This is a genomic window from Streptomyces rimosus subsp. rimosus (assembly GCF_000720725.1).
Taxonomy (GTDB): Bacteria; Actinomycetota; Actinomycetes; order Streptomycetales; family Streptomycetaceae; genus Streptomyces; species Streptomyces rimosus_A.
Genome location: NZ_JOCQ01000025.1, coordinates 60,917 through 85,074, shown reverse-complemented (window position 1 = coordinate 85,074; position 24,158 = coordinate 60,917). Strand labels below are relative to the sequence as shown.

22 protein-coding genes and 2 pseudogenes are annotated in these 24,158 nt (G+C 70.6%); 12 read left to right on the top strand and 12 right to left on the bottom strand.

All coding sequences use genetic code 11. The features are described from left to right. Nucleotides 1-65: 65 nt before the first annotated feature. The 5 genes from IH45_RS0115695 to IH45_RS0115675 all read left to right on the top strand — a co-directional run bounded on the left by IH45_RS0115695 (nt 66) and on the right by IH45_RS0115675 (nt 4,595). A complete protein-coding gene (locus tag IH45_RS0115695; RefSeq protein ID WP_030667475.1) occupies nt 66-1,019 on the top strand; it encodes a hypothetical protein in 954 nt (317 codons plus the stop codon). A 384-nt stretch (nt 1,020-1,403) separates the two neighbouring features. After that, nucleotides 1,404-2,210 (top strand): serine protease, encoded by an 807-nt coding sequence (locus IH45_RS0115690; RefSeq protein ID WP_030667472.1) that lies wholly within the window; start codon nt 1,404-1,406, stop codon nt 2,208-2,210. Nucleotides 2,211-2,516: 306 nt separating this feature from the next. Continuing rightward, complete coding sequence (locus IH45_RS0115685) at nt 2,517-3,326, top strand: S1 family peptidase (RefSeq protein ID WP_030667470.1); 810 nt, start codon at nt 2,517-2,519, stop codon at nt 3,324-3,326. Nucleotides 3,327-3,462: 136 nt separating this feature from the next. Then, entirely contained in the window at nt 3,463-4,065 is a 603-nt protein-coding gene (locus IH45_RS0115680; protein WP_050514882.1) for a helix-turn-helix domain-containing protein, read from the top strand. Next, complete coding sequence (locus IH45_RS0115675; protein ID WP_030667465.1) at nt 4,062-4,595, top strand: GNAT family N-acetyltransferase; 534 nt, start codon at nt 4,062-4,064, stop codon at nt 4,593-4,595. Before IH45_RS0115680 ends, IH45_RS0115675 begins: the two co-directional genes overlap by 4 nt. A 55-nt stretch (nt 4,596-4,650) precedes the next feature. Here the strand turns inward: IH45_RS0115675 and IH45_RS0115670 are convergent, their stop codons facing one another. From IH45_RS0115670 to IH45_RS0115655, 4 genes are all read right to left on the bottom strand, one after another. Beyond that, nucleotides 4,651-5,007, bottom strand: a complete 357-nt coding sequence (locus IH45_RS0115670; RefSeq protein WP_030667464.1) for a hypothetical protein — start codon at nt 5,005-5,007, stop codon at nt 4,651-4,653. After that, on the bottom strand, nt 5,004-5,486 hold the full coding sequence (locus IH45_RS0115665) for a hypothetical protein (RefSeq protein WP_030667460.1): 483 nt from the start codon (nt 5,484-5,486) through the stop codon (nt 5,004-5,006). Before IH45_RS0115665 ends, IH45_RS0115670 begins: the two co-directional genes overlap by 4 nt. An 89-nt stretch (nt 5,487-5,575) precedes the next feature. Continuing rightward, nucleotides 5,576-5,773: a DUF397 domain-containing protein gene (locus IH45_RS1000000146520; RefSeq protein WP_324607940.1), complete on the bottom strand. Its 198-nt coding sequence runs from the start codon at nt 5,771-5,773 to the stop codon at nt 5,576-5,578. Between the two features lie 5 nt (nt 5,774-5,778). Next, complete coding sequence (locus tag IH45_RS0115655; RefSeq protein ID WP_063763000.1) at nt 5,779-6,630, bottom strand: helix-turn-helix domain-containing protein; 852 nt, start codon at nt 6,628-6,630, stop codon at nt 5,779-5,781. Nucleotides 6,631-6,800: 170 nt separating this feature from the next. Between IH45_RS0115655 and IH45_RS1000000149920 the strand changes: the two genes are divergently transcribed. Next, nucleotides 6,801-7,238, top strand: a complete 438-nt coding sequence (locus tag IH45_RS1000000149920; RefSeq protein ID WP_234440554.1) for an ATP-binding protein — start codon at nt 6,801-6,803, stop codon at nt 7,236-7,238. A 16-nt stretch (nt 7,239-7,254) separates the two neighbouring features. Here the strand turns inward: IH45_RS1000000149920 and IH45_RS0115650 are convergent. From IH45_RS0115650 to IH45_RS0115630, 5 genes and pseudogenes are all read right to left on the bottom strand, one after another. Continuing rightward, nucleotides 7,255-8,376, bottom strand: a pseudogene (locus IH45_RS0115650) (MFS transporter); the annotation flags it as partial. Between the two features lie 92 nt (nt 8,377-8,468). Continuing rightward, nucleotides 8,469-9,089, bottom strand: a complete 621-nt coding sequence (locus IH45_RS0115645) for a DUF4328 domain-containing protein (protein ID WP_050514880.1) — start codon at nt 9,087-9,089, stop codon at nt 8,469-8,471. A gap of 122 nt (nt 9,090-9,211) precedes the next feature. Next, the gene (bla, locus tag IH45_RS0115640) at nt 9,212-10,141 is read right to left on the bottom strand and encodes a class A beta-lactamase (protein WP_030667447.1); all 930 of its coding nucleotides are present in this window, start codon (nt 10,139-10,141) and stop codon (nt 9,212-9,214) included. Between the two features lie 99 nt (nt 10,142-10,240). After that, a pseudogene (locus tag IH45_RS01000000143670) lies at nt 10,241-11,226 on the bottom strand (IS481 family transposase). Between the two features lie 83 nt (nt 11,227-11,309). Continuing rightward, nucleotides 11,310-11,675 carry a VOC family protein gene (locus IH45_RS0115630; RefSeq protein WP_030667444.1) on the bottom strand — a complete coding sequence of 122 codons (366 nt, stop codon included), beginning with the start codon at nt 11,673-11,675 and terminating at the stop codon, nt 11,310-11,312. A 95-nt stretch (nt 11,676-11,770) separates the two neighbouring features. Between IH45_RS0115630 and IH45_RS0115625 the strand changes: the two genes are divergently transcribed. Beyond that, the gene (locus tag IH45_RS0115625; RefSeq protein ID WP_030667441.1) at nt 11,771-12,742 is read left to right on the top strand and encodes a helix-turn-helix transcriptional regulator; all 972 of its coding nucleotides are present in this window, start codon (nt 11,771-11,773) and stop codon (nt 12,740-12,742) included. A 33-nt stretch (nt 12,743-12,775) separates the two neighbouring features. On the opposite strand, the gene IH45_RS0115620 is transcribed toward IH45_RS0115625, so the two are convergent. Then, on the bottom strand, nt 12,776-13,516 hold the full coding sequence (locus IH45_RS0115620) for a DUF4232 domain-containing protein (protein WP_030667437.1): 741 nt from the start codon (nt 13,514-13,516) through the stop codon (nt 12,776-12,778). 387 nt (nt 13,517-13,903) lie between these two features. On the opposite strand from IH45_RS0115620, the gene IH45_RS0115615 reads away from it, so the two are divergent. After that, complete coding sequence (locus IH45_RS0115615) at nt 13,904-15,259, top strand: helix-turn-helix domain-containing protein (protein WP_030667434.1); 1,356 nt, start codon at nt 13,904-13,906, stop codon at nt 15,257-15,259. Nucleotides 15,260-15,362: 103 nt separating this feature from the next. On the opposite strand, the gene argS is transcribed toward IH45_RS0115615, so the two are convergent. After that, nucleotides 15,363-17,141, bottom strand: a complete 1,779-nt coding sequence (argS, locus tag IH45_RS0115610) for an arginine--tRNA ligase (RefSeq protein WP_030667431.1) — start codon at nt 17,139-17,141, stop codon at nt 15,363-15,365. Between the two features lie 154 nt (nt 17,142-17,295). Between argS and lysS the strand changes: the two genes are divergently transcribed. From lysS to IH45_RS0115590, 4 genes are all read left to right on the top strand, one after another. Continuing rightward, nucleotides 17,296-19,044, top strand: coding sequence for a lysine--tRNA ligase (gene lysS, locus IH45_RS0115605; protein ID WP_030667429.1), 1,749 nt, complete (start codon nt 17,296-17,298; stop codon nt 19,042-19,044). A gap of 120 nt (nt 19,045-19,164) precedes the next feature. Then, the gene (locus IH45_RS0115600) at nt 19,165-19,386 is read left to right on the top strand and encodes a hypothetical protein (RefSeq protein ID WP_030667426.1); all 222 of its coding nucleotides are present in this window, start codon (nt 19,165-19,167) and stop codon (nt 19,384-19,386) included. Nucleotides 19,387-19,488: 102 nt separating this feature from the next. Beyond that, a complete protein-coding gene (locus IH45_RS0115595; protein ID WP_030667423.1) occupies nt 19,489-20,250 on the top strand; it encodes an HAD family hydrolase in 762 nt (253 codons plus the stop codon). Further along, entirely contained in the window at nt 20,247-22,595 is a 2,349-nt protein-coding gene (locus IH45_RS0115590; protein WP_030667421.1) for a glycoside hydrolase family 65 protein, read from the top strand. Before IH45_RS0115595 ends, IH45_RS0115590 begins: the two co-directional genes overlap by 4 nt. Nucleotides 22,596-22,655: 60 nt before the next feature. Here IH45_RS0115590 and IH45_RS0115585 read toward each other — a convergent pair whose 3' ends face one another. Further along, on the bottom strand, nt 22,656-24,122 hold the full coding sequence (locus tag IH45_RS0115585) for a DUF2637 domain-containing protein (RefSeq protein WP_199810674.1): 1,467 nt from the start codon (nt 24,120-24,122) through the stop codon (nt 22,656-22,658). Nucleotides 24,123-24,158 lie beyond the last annotated feature (36 nt).

The window sequence follows — 24,158 nt, the reverse complement described above, 5'->3', positions numbered from 1 at the left end:
GCGTGTACCCAACCCCCTTCGAGGGGAAGGAAAAAGCGACGTATCGACAGGGAGGGGTACAGGGGATGAGAAATCGCCTGCAGAGATGGCGGCGCTCCGTCGGGGGCGCCGCCGTCGCGTTGTGTACGGCGGTCGGGCTGGGCGGGGCGCTGGCCCCGCCGGCCGCCGCGGCGAGCGGTCCGACGCCGGTCACCTCGTACACGTACACCAGCGTGGCGGGGGACTACATCGGGCAGGGGCGCGCCGGCACGTACCGGGAGCCGGCCGCCACGATCACGGTGGGCGGCGACGCCAGGTACGCCACCATCCGGGTCTCCAACACCGAGGACTGGCAGGACTGGTGGGACATCGAGCTCGCCGCCCCCAAGGGCGAACAGCTGCACCCCGGTGTCTACCGCAACGCCGAGCGGGCCGCGTTCCGCACCGGCCGTACGCCCGGCCTCGACGTCGGCGGCAACGGCCGGGGCTGCAACACGGTGTACGGGCAGTTCACGGTCCACCAGATCGCCACGGACGCGGCGGGCGTGATCACGATGCTCGACGCCTCGTACACGCAGAACTGCGAGTCGGCGACGGCCCAGCCGCTCAAGGGGACCGTCAAGTATCGTGCGCTGCCGCTGTCGTACGCCTACAAGAGCGAGGCGGGCGATCCGATCGGGCAGGGCAAGTCGGTGACGCACACCGGCGCCACCAGCCTCTTCCGTCTGACGGACAGCTATGCCGGCGGCGTGTCGTTCGAGGCCGAGGGCAAGCGCGAGCACTGGACGGTGGTGATCCGGCCGCCCTCGGGGGAGCGGCTGACCGCCGGACGCACGTACCAGGTCACCGGTGCGGCGGGCGGCGCCGCTCTGGAGGTCTACGCCAACGGGCGGGCCTGCTCGAATGCTCCGGGTGAGTTCACCGTGGACCGCCTGTACTTCACCGACGAGGGCAAGGCGGCCGGCCTCTCCGCCCGCTACCGGCATTCCTGCGGCGGCGGCGCGGGCAGCCTGACGGGCACCCTCCACTACGCGGCCTGACCGGGCACCTTCCACTACGCGGCCCGACCGGCTGCCGTGGCGCGTGTTGCGGGCCGCGCCCTTTCGGGGGACGCGGCCCGCCGTACGGAGCGGCCGCTGGTGCGCTGTCGTGCGGCAGTCCGGGGTGCTCCGGGCGCTCGGACGGTATGCCGTGGCCGTGGCGGTGCCATAACAGCTCGTCAATACACGGCAGTTGGCCGGTTCTGTGACTTGTGACCCCTTCGTGGTGTCCACATAATCACAACGCTCTGCCGCGTCGTGGCGCCCCTTCCCCCATGCACTTCCCGTTCCGGTGGGCGCTTGCGGCGCGTGTTTGGCATGAGCCGGTCAACGCCGGTTCCGGCGGTGGCCGACGGCGCGCAACCCCCTCGGAAAGGAAGTCCGTTGACCCGTTCCGCGAAATTCCTGAAGAGATCCATCGCCCTCGGTGCGGTCGCCCTGGCGGCCCTGTCGCTGCAGCCCGGCGCCGCGAGCGCCGCCACCGAGCCGACGCCGTCGAGCGGCGTACCCGGCACCAGGGTCGTCGGCGGCGTACCGGCCGCGCAGGGCGAGTTCCCGTTCATGGTGCGGCTGTCCATGGGCTGCGGCGGCGCGCTCTACCGCCAGGACGTCGTGCTCACCGCCGCGCACTGTGTGAACGGCAGTGGCGACAACACCTCCATCACCGCCACGGCCGGTGTCGTGGACCTCCAGAGTTCCGGCGCGATCAAGGTCAGGTCCACCAAGGTGCTCCAGGCGCCCGGCTACGACGGCTCCGGCAAGGACTGGGCGCTGATCAAGCTCGCCCGCCCGATCAACCTGCCCACGCTGCGTACGACCACGGACGGCCGTTACGACCAGGGCGAGTTCACCGTCGCCGGGTGGGGCGCGACCCGGGAGGGCGGCGGCCAGCAGCGGTACCTGCGCAAGGCGACGGTGCCGTTCGTCGACACCGCGACCTGCCAGCAGGCGTACGGAGGCACGTACATACCCGGCGAGGAGATCTGCGCCGGGATCATGCGGACCGGCGGGGTGGACACCTGCCAGGGCGACTCCGGCGGCCCGATGTTCCGCAAGGACGACGCGGGCGCGTGGGTGCAGGTCGGCATCACGAGCTGGGGCGAGGGCTGCGCACGCCCGGGCAAGCCGGGCGTCTACACGCGGGTGAGCGCCTTCTCGCAGGACATCGCGGAGGCGGCGGACCAGCTGTGACGCGCTGAGGCGGGCACGGGCGGGAGGCCGGCGCGCACCGGCCGCTGCGTAGCACCTGCCCGTGCCCGTACGGCAATTGGTCCGAACCACCCAGATGCCGATACATCTCCGTACTCGGGAAGTGGCCGGTTTCAGAACCTTGTGCGACTTTGGGGCGCGTCCACATAATCACAACACTCCAGTGACACCGGGGCACTTGGGGCGCGGTTCGTCACGCCCGTGGTGCCCCGGTGTGCCGTGCCCGTGCGGCAGCAGCCGTACGGCGGGCAGCTGGACACCGATGCCTCCGACGCGAGAGGGAAGTCCTTGAAGCGCTCCGCGAGATGTATCAAGAGGTCCATAGCCGTCGGCGCCGCGGTGGCGGCGGCGGTCGCACTCCAGTCGACCGGCGGCGCCAGCGCCGCGCCCGCCCCGACGCCGACCCCCGGCCAGCAGATCATCGGCGGGCCGCCCGCCAAGCAGGGCGAGTTCCCGTTCATGGTGCGGCTGTCCATGGGCTGCGGCGGCTCCCTCATCCGTGAGGACGTCGTGCTCACCGCCGCGCACTGCGTGGACGGCAGCGGCCCCAACACGTCCATCACCGTCACCGCGGGCGTCGTGGACCTCCAGAACCCCAAGGCGATCAAGGTGAAGTCCAAGGAGGTCGCCCAGGCCCCCGGCTACAACGGCAAGGGCAAGGACTGGGCCCTGATCAAGCTGGCCACGCCGATCAAGGGCCAGGAGACGCTGCATCTCGCCGAGGACGACAACTTCGACCGCGGCACGTTCACGATCACGGGCTGGGGCGCCGACAAGGAAGGCGGCGCGCAGCAGCGCTACCTGCGCAAGGCCAAGGTCCCGTTCGTGAACACGACCGCCTGCAAGCAGGCATACGGCGACCTGCTGACCCCGGGCGAGGAGATCTGCGCCGGCTTCATGGCGGAGGGCGGCGTGGACACCTGCCAGGGTGACTCCGGCGGCCCGATGTTCCGCCGCGACGAGGACGGCGACTGGGTCCAGGTCGGCATCACCAGCTGGGGCGAGGGCTGCGCGCGGCCGGGCAAGCCCGGCGTCTACACGAAGGTGAGCGCCTTCTCCGCGCAGATCGAGAAGGCCGCCAACAAGCTGGCGGGCTGAGCGGACGCGTCCGGGCGCCCGCCGGCCGACCGGCGGCGGACGCCCGGGCCGCGACAGCGATCCCCGCGCGGCACCCCGCCCTCCCCTCCCCGTAAATACCTTCCCCGCATCCCACATTCGGGATAACGTCCCGATTATGGGAAGCGAAGAGAAGCCCGACGTCCCTGGTGCCGCCCCACCCGACCCGATCGAGTCGCGACTCGCCGCCCGGCTGGCGGAGTTGCGTACGCAGCGGGGCTGGTCGCTGGACGAGCTGGCCCGGCGTACGGACGTGAGCCGGTCGACGCTCTCGCGTCTGGAGCGGGCCGAGATCAGCCCCACGGCGGCCCTGCTGAACCGGCTGTGTGCGGCGTACGGGCGGCCGATGTCCCGCCTGCTGGCCGAAGTCGAGGCGGAGCCCCCTCAACTGGTGCGCGCCGGCGAACAGTCCGTCTGGCGCGACACCCCCTCCGGCTTCACCCGCCGCTCGGTCTCACCGCCCCATCCCGGCCTACGGGGCGAGGTCGTCGAAGGCACCCTGCGGCCCGGTTCCGACATCGCCTACGACAGCCCGCCACCCGTACCCGGCCTGGAGCAGCACATCTGGCTGCTGGACGGCGAACTGGAGATCACCACAGGCGGCACGGCGCACACGCTCCACACCGGTGACTGCCTTCGCTTCCGCCTCTGGGGCCCCACCCGCTTCCGCTGTACGGGCCCGGCTCCGGCGCGCTACGCCCTCCTGGTGGTCCTCCCATGAGCCGAACCACCTCCGCCCCCATAACCCGTCTCACCACCGCCACGTTCGACGGCAGCGTCCCAGGCCTGGCCGAGCTCCTCGCCGCGACCGTCGCCGGCGGCTCCTCCCTCGGCTTCCTGGCCCCCTTCGACCATGCCGCGGCGGCGGCCTGGTGGCAGGCCCAACGCCCCGCCGTGGCCGACGGCACCCTGGACATCTGGGTGGCCGAGGGACCCGACGGCATCACGGGCACGATCAGCCTCGCCCACCCGAACAAACCCAACGGCCGCCACCGCGCCGAAATCGTCAAACTCCTCGTCCACCCCTCCGCCCGCGGCCAGGGCCTCGGCCAATCCCTCCTCACCACCGCCGAACACCACGCCGCCCGTACCGGCTTCCGCCTCCTGCTCCTTGATACGGAGACGGACAGCGTGGCGGACCTTCTGTACCGGCGCGCGGGGTGGACGCAGTACGGGGTGGTTCCTGGGTATGCGGCGGATCCGGATGGGGAGCTGCGGGACTGCACGTTCTTTTACAAGGAGGTGGGGTAGGCAGGAGCAGTTTCGTCGGCTCGGCCGCTCGGCCCGGGGTTGGCAGACAGCTCTGTCAGCGGTCCGTGGCGGCCGGATGCCGGGTGGAGGCGTAGGTGATCCAACAGGTGGAGCGGGAGGCGTCGATCAGGAACCAGATCCGACCGCTGCCGGTCACCTCGATCTGCCACTGCTCACATGTCCGGCCGCGGTACGTGGCGCGCGCCAGGGTTCCCTTGAGCTGGTGGTGCCGGGGCGTCTGTGCGGTCGGTCGTGGCTCCGTACGTATGGTGAGCCAGGCGCGGTAGGTGTTCTCGCGTGCCTGCTGAGCCAGGCATTCCCAGCCTTTTGCCGAGGCGGCGTCGGCGAAGCGGACCTCCCATTGGCCGTCCGGGGCGGGTGGCGCGGCGCGTTCGCCGCGGCTCGGCGTCATGCGACGTGCCCAGGGTCAGGCGCTGGGCCGTAATCAGCGTCATGGTCGCGGGTCAGGGCGGCCAGCAGCTCCGGGTCGGAATGGACCTCGGCCGTGTGCTGCCATGCAATCAGCGTCTGGGCAACGGACGCGGTATTGCCGACGGAGTCGGCGGCGCGCATGGTGTCGACCAGCTCGACAGCGAAGGCGTGCACATCAGGGTCGGGCAGGAAACGAATCCAAGGGAAGGCGTCCGGCAGTATGTCGAGCAGCAATTCCATGCTGCCCGGCTCGTGCCGCGCTATGGCGGCAAGCATGCGCGTGGCCGCCGACACGACCGTCCGGTCCTGCTCGGCCCGCGTCACGGTGGTGAGGACCAGATCCTCACCGTCCCTGCGGTGCAACAGCAGGCGGGGAGCCTCTCGTAGCCGGTCGAGTGTCTGCTTGTTCTTGTTCACCAGCTCGGAGAAGTTCACAGCGGCCGCGTCGTCGGTGCTCATGACTTTGAAAGTACTTCGAAAGTCCCGTGCCCCACCATCGCCCACAGGGGTGCAATCGGATGCTTGCTATTGACGAGCTCCGGAGGCGTTCAGGGGCTGGTCAGGGTTCCTGCCCTGATGGCGTCTATGAGGATGCCGAGCTGGGATCGGGTGATGGTGACCACCGTGTGGGGGGTTTCGCTTTCTCGGATGTGGATGGTGGTGTCGGGGGAGGCGGCGAGGGACAGGCAATTGCTGGAATCTGCGCAGTAGGACGACTTCTGCCAGTGGACGGGCGTCACGGTCATGCCTTTCACAGTTCGCGGGCGATGTGGTGGATGAAGTCCCGAGAAGCGGCTGCGGAAAGTGCCTTCCGGGCCAGCATCTCCATGACTTCGCGATATCGGGACAGCTGGGCAGCTGCATCGTGAAACATCGGGCCGCCCATTTGGTCGAGCTGCACTGTGTCGAGCTCCGGCGTTGGCCCGGCGGCATACATGATCGTCTGCCCGGACCCTGGGAACTCGCCCTTCGAGAACGGGATCACCAGGACGGTGACGTTGTCCCGTTCGCTTGTCGTGATGATGTGCTCAAGCTGCTTACGGGCAATCGAGGGCCCGCCGAACTGCATTCGTAGCGCGGCTTCGTGAATGATCGCGGTATATGGGACGGCGCCGTCCCGGTAAATGGCGTCTTGCCGCTTGATGCGAAACGAGGAGCGGTGCTCGACCTCGTGCGGCGGCAATGGTGGTACGCCCTGGTTGAAGACGACGCGCGCATGGTCGATGGTTTGTAGAAGGCCGGGCAAAGTGGAGGTCTGCGCTGTTCGGAGTTCGGAAGCGTGGAATTCCATCTCGGCGATGTCGAGTTGTCCGGCAGGCAGGATGCCGCGGTACTCCTCCCACCAGTGGCGGACACGATCGCCTGCCATGGCTGCGAGCGCCTCGATGAGGGGCTGGTTTGCGCAGGCGTAGTTGCAAGCCAGCGTGCGTAGGCGGGTGGCGCTGATGCCGGCCCGACCGCGCTCGATGTTGCTGATCCGCGCTTGATCGACGCCGAGCAAGGAACCGGCGGCCGAAGCGGTCATCCCAGCGCTCTCGCGAAGTTTGCGCAACTCTGCGCCTAGGCGCTGCTGGCGCACTGTCGGTGTGGCTCTGGGTGGCATCGACCCTCACTCTCGTATCGCGCACAGTCTGCCGGGGGAGTCAGTCACGGGTCCAGCGGGACATGTATGCACCAGAAGTGGGTGCATGACGGCCCCGGCGCCGCTACTGTGTGTCGCGCATCACTCACGCTCCGCGTGAGTCAACTGCGCATCCGCAACGGAGGCTTCGCATGTCCGGTGGCTGGGAGTACGCGTTCGAGATGTCCGACAATCCCCTCGCTCCGCGCGTCGCGCGGCGGGTGGTGCGGCTGGTGCTGGAAGAGCACGGGGAGACGGAACTGGTCGACGGGGCGGAGCTGTTGGCGTCGGAGTTGATCGCCAACTCGTACCGGTACGCGAAGGGGCCGGCCAACGTGCGGGTGAAGCGGATCGGGGCGCGCCTGCGCGTCAGCGTGTGGGACGGGAATCCGGAGTTGCCGATCTTCGATTCGGCCGCGGTGGCCGGGTCGGCGGCCGAGGCCGGGCGGGGGCTGGGGCTGGTCAGGTTGTGTGCCGAGAGCTTCGGCGGGTTCGCGTACGGGGCGGGGGCGTTGGGGTCGGGCGGGGGCAAGGTGATGTGGTTTGAGCTGGGGGAGGGGTGTCCGTTGCGGGGCGGGAAGGCCGGGTGAGGAGGGTCGTTGCCGTACCGGCGAGGAGCAGGGCCAGGGCGGCCCAGGGGAGGGCCGCCGGTGGGGCGGCGGTCAGGAGGAGGCTGCCGGTCAGGGCGCCCGCTCCGATACCGGTATTGAACGCGGCGACGTAGAGGGAGGACGCGGCGTCGGGGGCCTCGCGGGCCGTGCGCAGGACGGCGGTCTGGAAGCAGACGGGGAGGGCGGTGCAGGCCAGGCCCCAGGTGGCGATGGAGAGGAAGAGGAGCGGACGGTTCACCGGGGCCGCGCCCAGGGCGGTGAGGGAGACGGCCATCAGGGCGAGTGTGCCGAGGAGCGTGGCGCGGGGGCGGGAGTCGACAAGAGAGCCGCTGATCAAGGTGCCCGCCAGGCCCGTGAGGCCGAAGAGGAGGAGTACGGGGCTGACGGAGGCGTGGGTGAAGCCGGCGGCGTCGTGGAGGTATTCGGTCACGTACGTGTAGAGCGTGAAGTGGCCGAGGATGACGAGGCCGGTGGTCAGGACGACCGGGGCCAGGCCCGGGGTACAGGCGACCCGGGGCAGGTCGGAGACGCGCAAGGGCGGGCCGGGTGGCACGGGCGGCAGCAGGCGCGCGGCGGTGAGCAGCGCGACCAGGCCCAGCGCTGCGGTGGCGAGGAACGCGGTGCGCCAGCCGAAGGCCGTACCGGCCGCCGTCCCGAGCGGCACACCCACGACGAAGGCGAGGGAAACGCCTGCGAAGACGATCGCCGTGGCCCGGCCCGAGCGGCCCGGCCCGGCGATGGCCGCCGCGTACCCGGCGACGATGGCGTAGAAGACGCCGTGGGCCAGGCCGCAGAGGAGGCGACTCGCGGCCAGGGACGTGTAGTCGGGGGAGAGCCCGGAGAGTGCGGTGGCGGCCATGAAAACCGCGCAGGTGGTGAGGAAGAGGCGTTTGCGGGGCCAGGCGGACGTGCGGGCGGTGAGCGGTGCCGCTGTCAGGCCGACGGTGAAGGCGTACACGGTGACGAGGAGCCCGGTACGGGACGGGTCGACACCCAGGTCGCGGCTGATGTCGGGCAGCAGGCCGACCGGCAGGAACTCGATGGTGCCGATGATGAAGACGAGGAGGGAGAGGAGAAGGAGGCGGGCAGCTGGGCGGGGTCCGGTGCTGGGTGACATGCGCGGGACCGTAGGCACTGACACCGGTGTGAAGGTCAAGGCGCCGGGGGCGGCGCCTTGCTTCGGGTTCGCGGACCGGGAGCGCCCGGGCCTCAGGGCTGCGGGCTGGGGCGGGGCGCTGTGTACGGGGCCGCGGCGGTCTGCTGCATACGGGTCAGCTTGCGGACGAAGAGGATGGCGAGGACGGCGGCGGTGATGTCCAGGAGGTCGGCCACGGCAACCGCTGTCATGCCCAAGCGAGCGGTCTCCGGCGTGTCCGTCGCCAGCGCGAGAGCGTAACCGACGTTGCCGAGGCCCGCCCCCAGAATCCACACCGCCCACCAGGCCCGCACAGGTGCCGTCGAGACCGTACGCCAGGAACCGTGGGGCGCTGACTGGGCGCTGGCCTGCCAGGTCTCCTTCGCGACACGGAACGGCAGCCCCAGGTTGCCGATCGGTATGAACCAGGAGCCGATGGCCCAGCCGCGGCCGAGGGTGCACACGTCCCGGGTGTAGTGCTCGGCGTTCACCCGGGAGCGGTGGAACCAGATGATGAAGACGACGCCTGTGGCGAACAGGGCGCAGCCCTGCAGGTTGCCCGCCAGCGTCATCAGAGCGTCGGCCCGCAAGGCCTCTTGTTCGGTGGCGACTTCCAGATTTCCCAGAAGCGACACGAGGTTCACGTCGGTGCCGAGTGCGAAGAGACCGGCGGCGATGGCAGTGCACAGCAACACGGTGACCGCGGTGGCCAGGCCCTTGGGCGGAAGGAGAGGAATTTACGGGATGGTGTGGGCCGCGGCAAACTGCCCCGGCGGGAGGTGACGGCCGGGGCAGCGAGCGGTGGGGAGGGTGCGGGTTAGGCGGGGGCGACCGCCTCGGACATGGCGGTGGCGGCCTTGATGACCAGGGGAGTGTCGCCCGAGGCGGTGGGCTGCGTCGGCTTGTGGGTGAAGAGGGCGAGGACGATGGGGGCGCCGTCCGGAGTCCAGGCGATGGCCACGTCGTTGCTCGTCCCGTACGTGCTGCCGCCGCCGGACTTGTCGGCCACCTTCCAGTCTTTCGGCAGGCCCTTGCGGAACCTCTCCACGCTGGTGGTGTTGCGCAGCAGCCAGTCGGTCAGCAGTGCGCGGTCCGGGTGGTCCAGGGCGCTGCCGAGGACGAGCCGCCGGTAGGTGCGGGCGATGGCGTACGGGGTGGTGGTGTCCGTACGGCGGCCGGGCTCGGCGGAGTTCAGTTCCGGCTCCCAGCGGTCGAGACGGGTGACCGGGTCGCCGAGGGAGCGGCAGAAGCGGGTGACGGCGGTCGGGCCGCCCAGCTCGCGCAGCAGGAGGTTGCCGGCACAGTTGTCGCTGAAGCGGATCGTCGCGTCGCACAGCTCCCGAATGGTCATGCCGGTGGCCACGTGGAGCTTGGTGATGGGCGCGTGGCCGGACTTCGTCACGTCGGACTCGGTGTAGTGGATGCGGCGGGACAGTTCGGTGCCGTCGTGGTCGAGGTCGCGCAGTACGGCCGCGACGGCGAGCGGCTTGAAGACGGAGCAGATCGGGAACAGCTCGTGGGCGCGGTGGAGCAGGGACGCGCCGGTGGTGAGGTTGACGGCGAAGACGCCGATGCGGGCCTGGTGTTCCTGTTCCAGGTCGCGCAGACGGCGGGTGGCGGCGGGGTGCGCGGCGGCGGCGTCCGGGGACGCGTACGCCGGCGTGCTGCCGAGGGCGAGCGCCCCGCCGAGGCCGAGGCCGGCGCCGAGCACGGACCGCCGGGTGAGAAACGACGTGGGCTTGCGCATGAAGTGACCTTTCCCCAAGTCCACCGGTTGGTTGTTGCTGGTGGGGACGTCGGGAGCGGAGTGGCTGGTTGCGCAATCCCGGCAGCGCCGTGGCCGCTGCTAGATGTACTGACCGGGCACGTTGATCAATCGTGAGAACGGCGGCAGGCTCCCGCATGCCGTATGGGGTCTGTGGTGGTTGTAGTAGTGCAACCAGCTTTTCAACTCACTTCGGCGTTCGGCCTCGGAGGCGTAGCAGCGGGCGTAGGCCCAGCCGTCTGCCATGGTGCGGTGAAAGCGTTCGACCTTCCCGTTGGTCTGCGGACGGTAAGGGCGGGTGTACTTCGGCGTGATCGAGAGGGTGTCGCACGTGTCGCGCCACAGATAGGAGCGATAGGCGCCTCCATTGTCCGAGAGCACCCTCGCGATGACGACGCCGCGCTTGGCGAACCACTCCGCCGCGCGATGCAGTACGCCGACCGCCGTCACGGCAGTTTCGTCATCGTGGGCCTCGGTGAAGGCGACGCGGGAGTGGTCGCCGATGACCGTGTGCACGAACGCATGACCGAGCTTCGGGCTGCCGTAGGCATTGCGGGACTTGCCCGGTGTCGCGACACGGTGCTTCTCGCCTTGACGACGACCGACGTAGCGCCAGCCGCCGCCATCGGGGATGTTGCCGAGCTTTGTCACGTCCACGTGAACCAGCGATCCCGGGTGGTCGTGCTCGTAGCGTCGGATGGGTTCACCGGTCGCGCGATCAACGTAGGCGAGGCGGTTCAGTCGGGCCGATCGCAGGATCCGGTGCACTGTCGACGGGGCGATGCCGAGTCTCGCGGCGAGCTGGACCGGTCCTTCCCGTAGACGTTGGCGTAGGCTGACGCACCGCTTTGTCACGGCCTTGGGAGTCCTGTTCGGAGACCTTCGCGGCCGTGAGTTCGGTCCTGCATGGACTCGCCTGCAAGGTAGCGGTCGACCCAGCGCTATACGGTCGGCCAGGAGACCTGGAACCGGGCCGCGACTTCGCTGATCGGCCAGCCGTCGTCGACGACGAGTCGAGCGACTTTCAGACGGTGGCGCGAGGTGAGGACGGCGTTCGGATGGGACATTTCTGCGCTCCTGGACAGGCTGAAGGGCCGGCCATCGTGGCCGGCCCTTCGACACCTTGAGGTGTGGAGAGGGGACGTACAGCTCAGTCGACCGGGGAGACCCGGATGAGGTTTCCATCGGGGTCAGTGATCACGAACGTGCGGCCGAAGACAGCGTCGTGCGGCTCCTCGACGACATGGACCCCCTTCGAGACCCAACTCGTGAAGACCGCGTCAACTGCGGACGATGGCCCCGGCATCATCAGTCCGACTTCGCTCGTGCGAGGAGTGCTCGGGACAGCGTGCTCGCTGTATCCCGTCCACAGCGCGAACAGGACGCCGGGGGCAACCTCGAAGGCCACGTAGTGGGGACTGGTGAAGGTCGGTTCGAGCTCGAACAGGTCGCTGTAGAAGGCGGTAGCGGCCTGGGCGTCGCGAACGCCGATCAGGAACAGGTTCGGTGCGGCCATGGAGCGCTCCTCAACTGGTTGACTTCTTGGTACTGCTCCAGCGGATCGTCTGATCGCGACAGAACCTGTCACCTTTTCTGCGAACATCGGCGAGCATGAAGGCTTCGCGGCTCTTGCACCTACTGCTGCTCCTGCAGACCCGTCAGCGCATCACCACCAGCGAGCTCGCCAAGCGGCTGGAGGTGTCTCGGCGGACTGTGCTGCGGGACGTGGAGGCACTCTCAACTGCGGGTGTGCCTGTTTATGCAGAACGGGGGCGGAACGGCGGGATCATCTTGCTCCCCGGTGCGCGGCTCAACGCATCCCACCTGGACCCACCAGAGCTGGAGGCGCTCTCCGTGGCTGGCTTGGACAGCGCGCAGCTTGCAGGCATGGGCCTGTCTGGGGTGTGGGAATCGGCCGCGCGCAAGATCGCTGCCCGCCAGGCTGGATCACCTGAGCCACCGAACTTGCTGAGATTGGCGGACCTGGTGCTGGTGGAAAGCACCTCGTGGTTCGCCGGCTCGGAGTCGGCGATCGACGTAGCGGATCTGGCTACGGCACTGCGGCACCGCCGTCGGCTGCGCATCCGGTACCGGCGCAGCGCCGAGAGGCGGGCCTCGACGCGAGTGGTCGACCCGTACGGGATCGTGGCGAAGTCAGGCCGCTGGTATCTCATCGCCGACGACCAGGGGGACGGTCGGCTGTTCGCTCTGGAACGACTCTCGGCCTACGAACAGCTCAACGCGCCGGCTGTTCTTCGACCTGGTGAGACCCTTCACACCAGGTGGGCCGCGTTGAAGGCACGCACCGAGGCGCAAGGCCGCGTGAGCGTGACCATCCGCCTGCCAGAAACCGGCATCGACCTGGCGCGGCGCATACTCGGCAACCGCATCCACGAAGTTTCCGACCCAGAAGATGGTTGTTGCACCGTCGTCGTGCGCTATCCCACCATCGAGTCAGTGCGCCAGCTCCTCCAATTCGGTGACCATATCGAGGTGCTCGCCCCAGAGAGGGCTCGCGAACGCATCAGTCAGCTCGCCAGAGACCTGCTTGAACGCCACTCGGCCCCACCTCGTAACTGCTGATCGGAGCGCCGTGCTTTCAATCAACGTCTCCGGTCAGTACAGCTGGAGAGCGTCGTCCAGTTCGCTCTGCCAGTACGTGACCTGGGCGGAGTCGTCGATGTACGTACCCTTCGGCAGCGTGGGGCGGGCCGCGCGATCACCGTAGCCGCCGTCCCGGTTCGCGAAGAAGACCTCCAGGCTGCGCACCTTCTTGCCGCCGTCGGCCTCCCCGGTGGCGTCCGACGTACGGACGGCCGCGTACGCGGACTTGCCCGGTTCGACGGAGACCACGGCCTGCGGCTTGCTGTCCTGCCGTACCGCGGTGGGCGCCTGGGCGTCGTCGAAGCGGAGGGCCGGGTAGTGGTAGGCGTCGCAGCGGGTCGAACCGGTGTTGGTGAGGGTGAGCAGCAGGTGGTTGATGGGGCGGCTGAGCTTGGAGACGGTCACCTTGGTGTTGGCCGCGGTGCAGGTCGTGGACTTCCCGCCGGTCGCGGTGCCGTGCTTGCCTCCGGCGCTGTTCTTGGTGGGAGCCGCGTTCGAGCCATGGCCGCCGTGCGAGCCCACGCCCGAGGGGGATTTGGCCGACGGGCCCGTACCGCCGGAGCCTCCCGCGCCGTCCGAAGGAGCGGAACCGGCGGAGGCGTCGGGTCCGGCCGAGGCCGCGGGCTGCTCCGGCCCGCCCGCCTTCCCGCCGCTCTCGCCGCCGCCGCACGCGGTCAGCGAGAAAGCGGCGGTGACGGCCGCGGCGGAGGCGGCGATCCGGGCGGTACGGGTGGTGAAGAGGCGCGAGGGCATGGGTGGTTCTCCCCGTGGAACGGAACGGAAGGGCGTGACGGTGATGGTGGCGGTGACGATGGCGGTAGCGGTGACGATGGCGGGTGGTCAGATGCCGTTCAGTACGACTGCGATGACGACGACACAGAGGGCGAGAACGCTCAGTGCCGCGAAGTCGGCAGGTTCGAGACGGCGGTTGGGACGACAGTGGAAACGGGTCCGCACGGCTGCTCCCCGGTAGGGCCCCGGTCGGGGCATCTGCGGTGGTCACAGCCTGTGCGACGGTCCGTCCCGGCCACAACAGCCGCTCCGGTATACGGGACGCTGGAACGAATGCGCGTACGCTGACCTGGGGGAATGGGGGTTCCCTGGAACGCGGTCGTGGGATGGGGCACGAGGGGGGAAACAGTGGGAACGGCATCGAACACGGACGATTTCGCGGCGCTGCTGCGCACGCTGAAGACGAGGTCAGGGCTCAGTTACGGGGCCCTTGCCAAGCGCCTGCACATGAGTACGTCCACGCTGCACCGCTACTGCAACGGCGACGCGGTGCCGACGGATTACGCGCCCGTGGAGCGACTGGCCCGGGTGTGCGGCGCGAAACCGGAGGAACTGGTCGAGCTGCACCGTCAGTGGATCCTGGCGGATGCGGCGCGGGGGCGACGGACGGCGGAGCCAGGTCCGGCACCGGAGGCCACCGTTCCGGAGCCTCCCGCCACCCAGGAGCCCGCGGCCCAGGAGTCCACCACCCAGGAGTCCACCCCCCAGGAGCCCGCGGCCCAGGCGCCCACCACTCAGAAGCCCAGCCCCCGAAACCCCACCCCCAAACTCCGCCTCGCCCTGGCCGCCGCAGCCGTAGTCGCCCTGGCCGTCCCCTTGGCCATCGCCGTGGCCTCCTCCGGCCCCGACGGCGCGGGTACGGCCGGAGCACGTGTGGCCGAGCGTCCCGGCCAAGGCGGTCGCGGCCCGGCTACCGGCGGTGGCACGTCCGGTTCGCCCTCCGCCACCGCCTCCACCGGTACGAGCGACGAGCCGACGCACGGCAGCCCCTCGGCCTCGTCCACCCCGAGCCCGAACGCCGCCACCCCCGGCGGCGGTACGGGCGGCGACAAGGGGCTGGCCGCCGGAGGCAAGCGGAGCAGCGGCATCCCGCTCACCGCGGATGTCCGTATGAACAACTGGGACAACCCCTGCCACCGCTGGTACCTGCTCGACAAGCCACCCGCCAAGGTGCCCCCGCCGCCTTCCGACCCGGACGCGCGCGGCTGGGCGAACGCGCTGGGCGCGGTGCCCGCCGGGCACCTCCGGATCTCGGTGGCCGTGCAGGGCACGGGCGAAGAGGCCGTCGTCCTGCACTCGCTGAACGTACGGACCGCCGCGCGCACTCCGGCGCCGGCGGGCTCGGCGTACTCCATGGGCAACGGCTGCGGCGGCGGGCTCACCCCGGCGTCGTTCGATGTCGGGCTGGACGTGCCCCAGCCGCTGATGCGGCCGGTGGCCGGGGAGCAGGGGGACCGGAAGATCCCGGCGACCGACTTCCCGTTCAAGGTCTCGGCGTCCGACCCGCAGATGCTCTACGTCGACGCGCACACCGAGGCGAACGATGTGAGCTGGTACCTGGAGCTGGAGTGGAGCAGTGGTGGCCGGCGCGGCACGCTGCGCCTGGACGACCACGGCAGGCCGTTCCGTACGAGCGCGATGAAGGGGCGGGCGGCCTACCACTACCGGCACGATCAGAACGTATGGGAGCCCGCCGAGGACTGAGTGCAGGCAAGAACGGGGGCAAGGGGAAGGGCAAGGGGAAGGCCCCGCCGGAACGATCGGTTCCGGCGGGGCCTTCGCCGCACGCGTCAGTAAGGCGACGGCGTCAGAGCCGCTCAGGCGTCCGGATGCCCAGCAGCGCCATGCCGCGGTGCAGCGTGCGCGCCGTCAGGTCGCACAGGAACAGGCGGTTCTCGACCTGGTCGGGGCCGCCCTCGGCCTTCAGGACCGGGCACTGGTCGTAGAAGGTCGTGTAGAGGGAGGCGAGCTGGTACAGGTACGCGGCCAGCTTGTGGGGCTCGTGGCCGGCCGCGGCCTCGTGCACGGTCTCCGCGAACTGGTCCAGGTGCAGGCCCAGCGCGCGCTCGGCGGGGGCCAGTGCCAGCTCCGGGTGGGCCTTGGGCGCGGTGTCCCCGGCGTTGCGGAAGATGGAGCGGATACGGGCGTACGCGTACTGGATGTAGACGCTGGTGTCGCCGTTGAGCGAGACCATCTGGTCCAGGTCGAACTTGTAGTCGCGGGCGGCCGAGGTGGACAGGTCCGCGTACTTCACGGCGCCGATGCCGACCTGCTGACCGTTCTCGGTGATCTCCCGCTCGCTCAGGCCGATGTTCTCGCCCTTATCCCGCACCACGGCGGTCGCCCGCTCCACCGCCTCGTCGAGCAGGTCCACCAGCCGCACCGTCTCGCCCTCGCGGGTCTTGAACGGCTTGCCGTCCTTGCCGAGCACGGTGCCGAAGGCGAGCTGTACGGCCTGGACGTCGTCGCCCAGCCAGCCGGCCCGGCGGGCGGTCTCGAAGACCATCTTGAAGTGCAGGGACTGGCGGGCGTCGACCACGTACAGCAGGGTCGTCGCGCCGAGGTTGCCGACCCGGTCGCGGATGGCGGACAGGTCGGTGGCGGCGTAGCCGTAGCCGCCGTCGGACTTCTGGACGATCAGCGGGGTCGGGTTGCCGTCCGGGCCCTTGACGTCGTCGAAGAAGACGCAGAGCGCGCCGTCGGAGCGGACCGCGACGCCGGACTCCTCCAGCAGCCGGCAGGTCTCCTCCAGCATGGCGTTGTAGCCGGACTCGCCGACCACGTCGGCGTCCCGGATCTCCATGTCCAGCTTGTCGAAGACCGAGTAGAAGTAGACCTTCGACTCGTCGACGAAGCGCTGCCACAGGGCGAGCGTCTCCGCGTCGCCGGCCTGGAGGTCCACGACGCGGCGGCGGGCGCGGTCCTTGAACTCCGCGTCGGAGTCGAACAGCGCGCGCGACGCCTTGTAGAGGCGGTTGAGGTTGGACATGGCCTCTTCGCCGGAGGCCTCGGCGGAGGTGGCGTCGCTCTTGTGGTCGAGCTCGTGCGGGTGCTCGATCAGGTACTGGATGAGCATGCCGAACTGGGTGCCCCAGTCGCCGATGTGGTGGCGGCGGACCACCTTCTCGCCGGTGAACTCCAGGATCTCGACCATCGCGGCGCCGATCACGGCGGAGCGCAGGTGGCCGACGTGCATCTCCTTGGCGACGTTCGGCTGGGCGTAGTCGATGACCGTGGTGCCGGCGCGCTCGGCGTACGGCACGCCCAGGCGGTCGTCGGCGGCGCGGGCGGCCAGCGTCCGCACGACCGCCTCGTCGGTGAGGGTGATGTTCAGGAAGCCGGGGCCGGAGACCTCGATCTCCTTGATCACGTCACCGGTGGGGAGCTGCGCGACGACCTTCGAGGCCAGCTCGCGCGGGTTGCCCCCCAGCTTCTTGGCCAGCGCGAGCATGGCGTTGGCCTGGAAGTCGGCCCGGTCGCTTCGTCGCAGCAGCGGGTCGGCGGCGCCGGCCTCCGGCAGGGCTGCCGAGAGGGCGTCCGCGACGCACTGGTTGACCGTGGCTGCGAGGGAAGGGACCGAAGTCATGGAATGAAGGCCGTTCCGTTGAAGTGGAAAGGGTTTGCCACCGAGTATCCCACGGCGGTTCCATCGGTTTTCCACAGGGAAAATCCGGCTCCGGCTCCGTCTGGGAGAATGGGCCCGTCAGGCTGTCGAGTGGTGAGAAGAGGAAGGGCCGATCGTGGCTCAGCAGAGCACCGAGACCGACTGGGTCTCCAGGTACGCGGACGAGGTCATTGCCGAGGCGGAGCGCCGCGCCCCCGGCAAACCGATCGTCTGTGCCTCGGGCCTCAGCCCTTCCGGCCCGATCCACCTCGGCAATCTGCGTGAGGTGATGACGCCGCACCTGGTCGCCGACGAGATCCGCCGCCGCGGCCACGAGTGCCTGCACATCATCTCCTGGGACGACTACGACCGGTACCGGAAGGTCCCGGCCGGCGTCGCGGGCGTCGACGAGTCCTGGGCCGAGCACATCGGCAAGCCGCTGACCTCGGTCCCGGCCCCGGCCGGCTCCCCGTACCCGCACTGGGCCGCGCACTTCAAGGCCGCGATGGAGGAGGCGCTCGCCGAGCTGGGCGTGGAGTACCGCGGCATCAGCCAGACCGAGCAGTACACCTCCGGCGCGTACCGCGAGCAGATCCTGCACGCGATGAAGCACCGCGCCGAGATCGACGCCGTCCTGGACCGCTACCGCACCAAGGACAAGGCGACCGGCGAGCCGAAGAAGAAGCAGCCCCAGAAGCAGCAGAAGCCGGTCGACGAGGCCGAGCTGGCGGCGGCGGAGGGCTCCGGCGCGGCCGGCGAGGACGACGGCAGCGCCGCCGGCGCCGAGTACTTCCCGTACAAGCCGTACTGCACCGCCTGCGCCAAGGACCTGACCCAGGTCACCGCGTACGACGACGAGACCACCGAGCTGGCCTACACCTGCACCGCCTGCGGCCACGCCGAGACCGTGCTCCTGAAGGAGTTCGACCACGGCAAGCTGGTCTGGAAGGTCGACTGGCCGATGCGCTGGGCGTACGAGGGCGTGATCTTCGAGCCGTCCGGTGTGGACCACTCCTCGCCGGGCTCGTCGTTCGTGGTCGGCGGGCAGATCGTGCGCGAGGTCTTCGGCGGCGCGCAGCCGATCGGCCCGATGTACGCCTTCGTGGGCATCAGCGGCATGGCGAAGATGTCCTCCTCCAAGGGCGGCGTGCCCACCCCGGGCGACGCGCTGAAGATCATGGAGGCGCCGCTGCTGCGCTGGCTGTACGCCCGCCGCAAGCCCAACCAGGCCTTCAAGATCGCCTTCGACCAGGAGATCCAGCGGCTGTACGACGAGTGGGACAAGCTGGAGTCCAAGGTCGCCGACGGCTCGGTGCTGCCCGCCGACGCGGCCGCGCACGCCCGCGCGGTGCGCACGGCCGCCGGTGAGCTGCCCCGTACCCCGCACCCGCTGCCGTACCGCACCCTCGCCTCGGTGGTCGACATCACCGGCGGGCACGACGAGCAGACCCTGCGCATCCTCGGCGAGCTGGACCCGGCGAACCCGGTCACGTCCCTGGACGAGACCCGCCCCCGGCTGGACCGCGCGGAGTACTGGATCAACACCCAGGTCCCGGCCGACCAGCGCACCATCGTGCGCGAGGAGCCCGACACCGAGCTGCTCGGCTCGCTGGACGAGCAGGGCCGCGAGTCGCTGCGCCTGCTGCTGGACGGCCTGGACGAGCACTGGTCGCTGGACGGCCTGACGACGCTCGTCTACGGCGTGCCCAAGATCCAGGCCGGTCTGACGCCCGAGGCCAAGCCGACGCCGGAGCTGAAGGTCGCCCAGCGCGCGTTCTTCGCGCTGCTGTACAACCTGCTGGTCGGGCGCGACACCGGCCCCCGCCTGCCCACGCTGCTGCTCGCGGTCGGCGCGGACCGGGTGCGCAAGCTGCTGGGGGCGTGACGCCCGGCGCGGCGCGCGGACGGGTATGAGGCCCTGACCGCGCCGCTGCGACTTTCGAAGGACCGCTGGTTCGGCCCCGGGGACGACGATCCCCGGGGCCGCTCGCGTGAGGGTGGAGACATGCGAGCAGTCATCGGAGCCATCGGAGTCATCGTCATGATCCAGGGGGCCATGGGCGCCCTCGGCCGGACCTTCACGGACAGCACGGGCTGGGGCATCCTGCCGCACTGGTACGACCTGCCGACACTCGCCTACGTCGGTATGGCCGTGACCGGCCTGGCCCTCTTCGTGTGGGGGGAGGCGGGAAAGAAGCGCAGGAACCACGCGGGATCGGGCGCGTAGCCGCCCGCCGCACCCCGCCGTACCAGCCCGTTCCGGCCGCGTTCCGGGCGGGAAATGACCGGAACAGACATACGTCGAACACCGGGCGGGGACTCGTCTCCCATGACGGATTCGCTGACCCCACTCGGCCTGCCGGACACGGTCCGGGCCTGTCTGTTCGACCTCGACGGCGTCCTGACCAAGACGGCCGTCGTCCACACGGCCGCCTGGAAAGAGACCTTCGACGACTTCCTGCGCCACCGTGACGGCCCCGGGTTCACCCCCTTCGACCCGGTCGCCGATTACGACGAGTACGTGGACGGCCGCCCGCGTGCCGACGGCGTCCGCACCTTCCTGGCCTCCCGCGGCATCGAGCTGCCGGAAGGCGCGCCCGACGACCCGCCGGACCGCGAGACCGTGCACGGCCTGGGCAACCGCAAGAACAACCTGCTGCTGAAGAAGCTCCGCGAGGTGGGCGCCGAGGCGTACGAGGGCTCCCGCCGCTACGTCGACGCCGTACGCGAGCGGGGCCTGGCCACCGCCGTCGTCTCCTCCAGCGCCAACTGCCGCGAGGTGCTGGAGTCGGTGCACATGGCGGAACTCTTCGACGTACGCATCGACGGGAACGTGGCCGCCGAGCGCAAGCTGCCGGGCAAACCGCACCCGGACACCTTCCTGGAGGCGGCCAAGGAGCTGGGCGTCCCCGCCGCGCAGGCGGCCGTCTACGAGGACGCGCTGGCCGGAATGGACGCCGGGCGGGCCGGCCGCTTCGGGTACGTCATCGGCGTCGACCGGGTCGGCCAGGCCGAGGCGCTGCGGCGGCACGGCGCCGACACCGTGGTCGAGGACCTCGCCGAGCTGCTGAAGGAGGACGGTCAGGCATGATCACCCACCGCTCGTACTCCTGCGAACCCTGGCTGCTGCGCGAGACCGACCTCAACCTGGACGTGCTCCCGCAGAGCGAGTCCGTCTTCGCGCTGTCCAACGGGCACATCGGCTGGCGCGGCAACCTCGACGAGGGCGAGCCGCATGGCCTGCCCGGCACCTACCTCAACGGCGTCCACGAGCTGCGTCCGCTGCCGTACGCCGAGGCCGGCTACGGCTATCCCGAATCCGGCCAGACGGTCATCAACGTCACCAACGGCAAGCTGATCCGGCTGCTGGTCAACGACGAGCCGTTCGACCTGCGCTACGGACGGCTGCGCTCTCACGAACGCGTGCTGGACCTGCGCGCCGGGGTGCTGCGCCGCACCTGCGAGTGGACCTCGCCGGCCGGCTGCACCGTACGGGTGACCTCCACCCGCCTGGTCTCCTTCGCGCAGCGGGCGATCGCCGCCGTCGCCTACGAGGTCGAGCCGCTGGACTCCGAGGTCCGGGTCGTGGTGCAGTCCGAACTCGTCACCAACGAGCAGCTGCCCGAGGCCGGCGGCGACCCCCGGGTCTCCTCGGCACTGCACAACCCGCTGGAACCGGAGGAGCACTTCGCCCGCGACGCGCGCCTGCGGCTGGTGCACCGCACCCGACGCAGCGGCCTGCGGGTCGCCGCCGCGGCCGACCACCTCGTGGACGGGCCCGAGGGCGCCACCCGCACCGACGGCGAGAGCGGCGACAACGTGGCCCGCTTCACCGTCACCTCGCTGCTGGAGCAGGGGCAGCGGCTGCGGGTGGAGAAGACGGTGGCGTACGGCTGGTCCGGCGCGCGGTCGCTGCCCGCCGTACGCGACCAGGTGGACGCGGCGCTCGCCGGGGCCCGCAGCACCGGCTGGCAGGGCCTGGTCGACCAGCAGCGCGCGTACCTGGACGACTTCTGGAGCCGCGCGGACGTCGAGGTGGACGGCGACGCGGAGATCCAGCAGGCGGTGCGCTTCGCGCTCTTCCACGTGCTCCAGGCGGGCGCGCGGGCCGAGCAGCGCGCCATCCCGGCGAAGGGCCTGACCGGCTCCGGCTACGACGGCCACACCTTCTGGGACAGCGAGACCTTCGTCCTGCCGATGCTCACGTACACCTCGCCGAACGCCGTCGCCGAAGCGCTGCGCTGGCGGCAGGACACCCTGCCCGCCGCCTGCGACCGGGCGGCCCAACTCGGCCTGCGCGGCGCGGCGTTCCCGTGGCGGACGATCGAGGGCTCGGAGTGCTCCGCGTACTGGCCGGCCGGTACGGCCGCCTTCCACGTCAACGCCGACATCGCGGACGCGGTCGTACGGTACGTGTGCGCCACCGGCGACGAGGAGTTCGAGCGGGAGACCGCCGTACCGATCCTGGTGGAGACGGCCCGGCTGTGGCACTCGCTCGGCCAGCACGACCACCACGGCACGTTCCACATCGACGGCGTCACCGGCCCCGACGAATACAGCGCCGTCGCGGACGACAACGTCTACACCAACCTGATGGCCCAGGCGAACCTGCGAGCCGCCGCCGACGTGGTCGAACGCCACCCCCAGGAGGCCCGCGCGCTGGGCGTGGACGACGAGGAGAGCGCGGCGTGGCGGGACGCGGCGGAAGCGGTGGCCGTGCCGTACAACAAAACCCTGCGGGTGCACGAGCAGTCGGCCGGCTTCACCACCCACCAGGTCTGGGACTTCGCCGGCACGCGCCCCGACCAGTACCCCCTCATGCTGCACTTCCCCTACTTCGACCTCTACCGCAAACAGGTCATCAAGCAGGCGGACCTCGTCCTCGCCATGTACAAGCGCGACGACTGCTTCGACGCGGACCACAAGGCGCGCAACTTCGCGTACTACGAGCCGCTGACCGTCCGCGACTCGTCCCTGTCCGCCTGCTGCCAGGCCGTCGTGGCCGCCGAGGTGGGCCATCTGCGCCTGGCCTACGACTACTTGGGCGAAGCGGCCCTGATGGACCTCCAGGACCTGGAGAACAACACCCGCGACGGCCTGCACACCGCGTCGCTCGCCGGCACGTGGATCGCCCTCGTCGCCGGGTTCGGCGGCATGCGGCACAGCGGCCGGTCACTGTCCTTCGCGCCGCGCCTCCCGGAGAAGCTCAGCCGCATGGCGTTCTCGGTACAGGTGCTCGGGCGGCGGCTGCGCGTGGAGATCACCGGCACGGTCGCGACGTACACGCTGGCCGAAGGGGCGCCGCTGGAGATAAGGCACTACGGCGAACCGCTCACCGTCTCCGACAAGAGCCCCCAGAAACGCGACATCCCCGAACTGGCCGCCCGCCCCGAACCGGACCAGCCCCCGGGGCGCCGACCCCTGCGGCGCCCTTGATCCGGGGCCGTTCGGGGACTCCGGGGGTTCCGGGGTCGTCTCCGGGGTCTCCGGGAATTCCTACGGGATGTGCTCGGCGGTCTCCATCTCCTCCCGGAAACGCTGGCGGAAATCGCGCACGAACGTCCGCAGGTAGTTCTCACTGAGCGGGCCGCCCTCGCGGCCGGTGACGCCGTAGACGGTCTGGAGGTAGCGGGCGAACTGCCGGGGATCGGGGAAGTCGTTCTTCTCGGCGACGTACTGGCGGAAGGCGCCGTAGTAGGCCTCTTCGCGGGGGATGTCGTCGGGGAGGGCGGTGGCGGCGGGGCCGTCGGGTGCGGGTTCTGCCGGTTCGGGCTCGGGGCTGGGCTCCGGCTCGGGTACGGGCTCGGGTTCCGCCGGGGCGGTGCGCGGCTCGGGAACGGGCAGCGGCCCGGCGGTCCCGCCGAGCGGCCGTTTGCGGCCGGGGCCGACGGGGACGGTGAGGCGGGAGTCGTGGGGCGGGTGCTCGGTGGGGGTGTCGTCGGGGGCCGGGGCGGGAGCGGGGTGTGGGTCCGGTTCCGGTTCCGGGCCCCGCGCCGCTTCCGGTTCCGGTGCGGGCTCCGGTGCGGCCCCCGGAGCCGGCGGCCGGTCGAGGACGGGCGGCTGGTCGGGTACCGGCGGCTCGGGCGCGGCCGGGGCTCCCGGGGCGGGCGCGGGCGCTTCCGCAAGGGCGGCGGGAGTCCGCGTACCCGCGTCGCCGACGGCCGCGGGAGCCTGCGCCCCCGCGTCCCCCGCGTCCCCCGCGTCCCTCACGTCCCGCGCTTCCCGTACGGCGGCGGGCACCGGCACGGATATCCCCGCCGCCGCGAGCCCCGCCGCACCCGTCTCCGCCAGCGGCACCCCGTACCGCGCCAGCCGCAGCGGCATCAGCGCCTCGACCGGCGCCCGACGCCGCCAGGCCCGCCCGTACCGGGCCCGCAGCCGCGTCCGGTAGACCAGCCGGTCCTGCTCCAGCTTGATCACCTCGTCGTACGAGCGCAGCTCCCACAGCTTCATCCGGCGCCAGAGCCGGAAGGTGGACGGGAACGCCAGCAGCCAGCGGGCGAGCCGGACGCCTTCCATGTGCTTGTCGGCGGTCAGGTCCGCGATCCGGCCGACGGCGTGCCGGGCGGCCTCGACGGCGACCACGAAGAGCACCGGGATGACCGCGTGCATGCCGACGCCGAGCGGGTCCGGCCAGGCCGCCGCGCCGTTGAAGGCGATGGTGGCGGCGGTGAGCAGCCAGGCGGTCTGGCGCAGCAGCGGGAAGGGGATGCGGGTCCAGGTCAGCAGGAGGTCCAGGGCCAGCAGGACCACGATCCCCGCGTCGATGCCGATGGGGAAGACCGCGGAGAAGGCGCCGAAACCTTTGCGTTGTGCGAGGTCGCGGACGGCCGTGTAGGAGCCGGCGAAGCCGATCGCCGCGATGAGGACCGCGCCGGCGACGACCACGCCGATCAGGATGCGGTGGGTACGGCTCAAGCGCGTCGCGTGTGTCGCGGGCACCCGCGATCCCTCCCCGGTCATTCGGCTGACTGTGGCGGCTTAGCCTGGCACACCCGT